Raw genomic sequence first — 1,873 nt, 5'->3', positions numbered from 1 at the left:
TGGCCCGGTTCCGACGCCTGACTGTCCGCTACGAGCGCCGCGCCGACCTCCATCTCGCCCTCACAACCCTCGCCTGCGCCGTGATCTGCCTGCGCCAGATCAAGAGGTTTTGTCCTTAGCTTTAAGAACGGCGTCTGTGCAGGTGCCGCACTGGCGCGTGTGCACAACGCCACAGCGCGGGCCAGCAGGTTGCGAATCATGCGGCGCTGTCCTCTGCGGCCCATAACGTGACCTCTGCGCTTCCGACGATGCTCCGCGACAGAGATATCAAGGAGGCACTCAGCGCACTGTATGTACCTCGGCAGACTTGCGGCCGGTGCATGATCTTCTCTGGATTAACCCAGAAGTGTAGATTGAAAGTTATGTTTCACCAAATAGGCGGTCTCAATTTTTAGTCCGACTTTACAGTCGTTAACAAGCCATTGTGATACTGGGAGACTACAAAAAAGCTGCCAGCATTATGCGTGACCAAAAATTGGCTCAATGCAGAGGATTTTACATGCTGACAATCACACCCAATCGTCCATCTGATTGGAACGGATACCCAAGGATCGAAGAGGGACAGGAGATTCAGTGGAGGATCGAATCTTCCGACCCGTCCCTCAACGAATCAGTACTTATCACCCCGAATACCCCGAACGTCATCACTGCAGAGCAGACCGTTAATTTCGTCGCTGGAGGCGACCGGGTTCAGTTCCGCACGTTCGCCACGGCAGATGATAAGGTCTATGAGCCGAACGATTGGTACTCGTTCAGCTTCGCGCCGATCAATAACGCGGTGCTGAACACTTCTTTTTACAGCGGCCCGCTGATAAACAACGATTCGCTTCCTGTCGTCGCCATCAACGCGCAAGAGGCGACCATTCTCGAAAACGCCGCAGACCGAGTGTTCCGCTTCGTTGTTGAGAGAGTGGGCGACGATCTTTCTGTGGTGACAAATGTCGAGGTGCGGATTGGCCCTACGGGCACAACCCCGACCGATCAAGCCGACCTCGCCACGCAGTTTGGAACGCAGGTCGTCCGGTTCGCACCAAATGAGACGAGCAAAGCCATCGAAGTGCGCTTCAACAATGACACCGCCGTCGAGGCGGCAGAGACTTTCGAGGCGCAAATCACGTCAGCGACCTCCACTTCCCCAACGCAGTTCTGGAGCGACACGCAGTACAACCCGGTCAACAAATACTCGGCTACCGTCGCCATCCTGAACGACGACCCAAACAGCCTGTCTGTAAAGCCTGACGACCCGGACCCGGCGCCCATTCCCGTGCATCGCTTCTACAATGCCGTCACGAACGCCCACTTCTTCACGGCATCGGCTGCGGAGCGCGACATTATCCAGAACACTCTGCCTGACTACCGCTATGAGGGTGTCGGCTTTCAAGCGGTACCGGAACAGGAGGGCGCCGATCCTCTCTACCGCTTCTTTAACACGCAAACCAACACCCACTTCTTCACGCCATCTGCGGCAGAGCGGGACAGTGTTATCGCCAACCTCTCTTCGATCTACAACTACGAAGGTATAGGCTTCTACGCGTCCGACAAAGACGGCGGCGGTCTTACAGAGGTGTATCGCTTCTACAACACAGCCACAGGGGTCCACTTCTACACCCCCTCGGTGTTAGAGCGGAACACCGTGCAGCAAACGCTTCCGACTTATAGCTACGAGGGAGTGGGGTTCTACGTGCCCGATTCACCTAGCTACGACTTGCTCGGCTGATCGGTGCGCCCGTCGTGGCCAGAACCTAAATGGTTTCGGCCACGAACAGCGGCATGGCGACCCTCAGTGTCCATCCGGGAACAGATCGAGTGATTTGAATCGGTTGTGATTGGCTCCCGGCGGCGATTGCCGGAAGAAGAGTGTGCATGTGGACGT

At 56.3% G+C, this 1,873-nt stretch carries 1 protein-coding gene and 1 pseudogene; both read left to right on the top strand.

The window, feature by feature from the left end:
- Nucleotides 1–119 (top strand): annotated as a pseudogene (locus BLR02_RS29170) (IS5/IS1182 family transposase); the annotation flags it as partial.
- 380 nt (nt 120–499) lie between these two features.
- Nucleotides 500–1,717 (top strand): Calx-beta domain-containing protein, encoded by a 1,218-nt coding sequence (locus BLR02_RS28170; protein ID WP_090665491.1) that lies wholly within the window; start codon nt 500–502, stop codon nt 1,715–1,717.
- Nucleotides 1,718–1,873 lie beyond the last annotated feature (156 nt).

The organism is Belnapia rosea, from assembly GCF_900101615.1.
Classification (GTDB): Bacteria; Pseudomonadota; Alphaproteobacteria; order Acetobacterales; family Acetobacteraceae; genus Belnapia; species Belnapia rosea.
The sequence above is the reverse complement of the archived record's forward strand: the minus strand, read 5'-3'. Positions and strand labels throughout refer to the sequence as shown.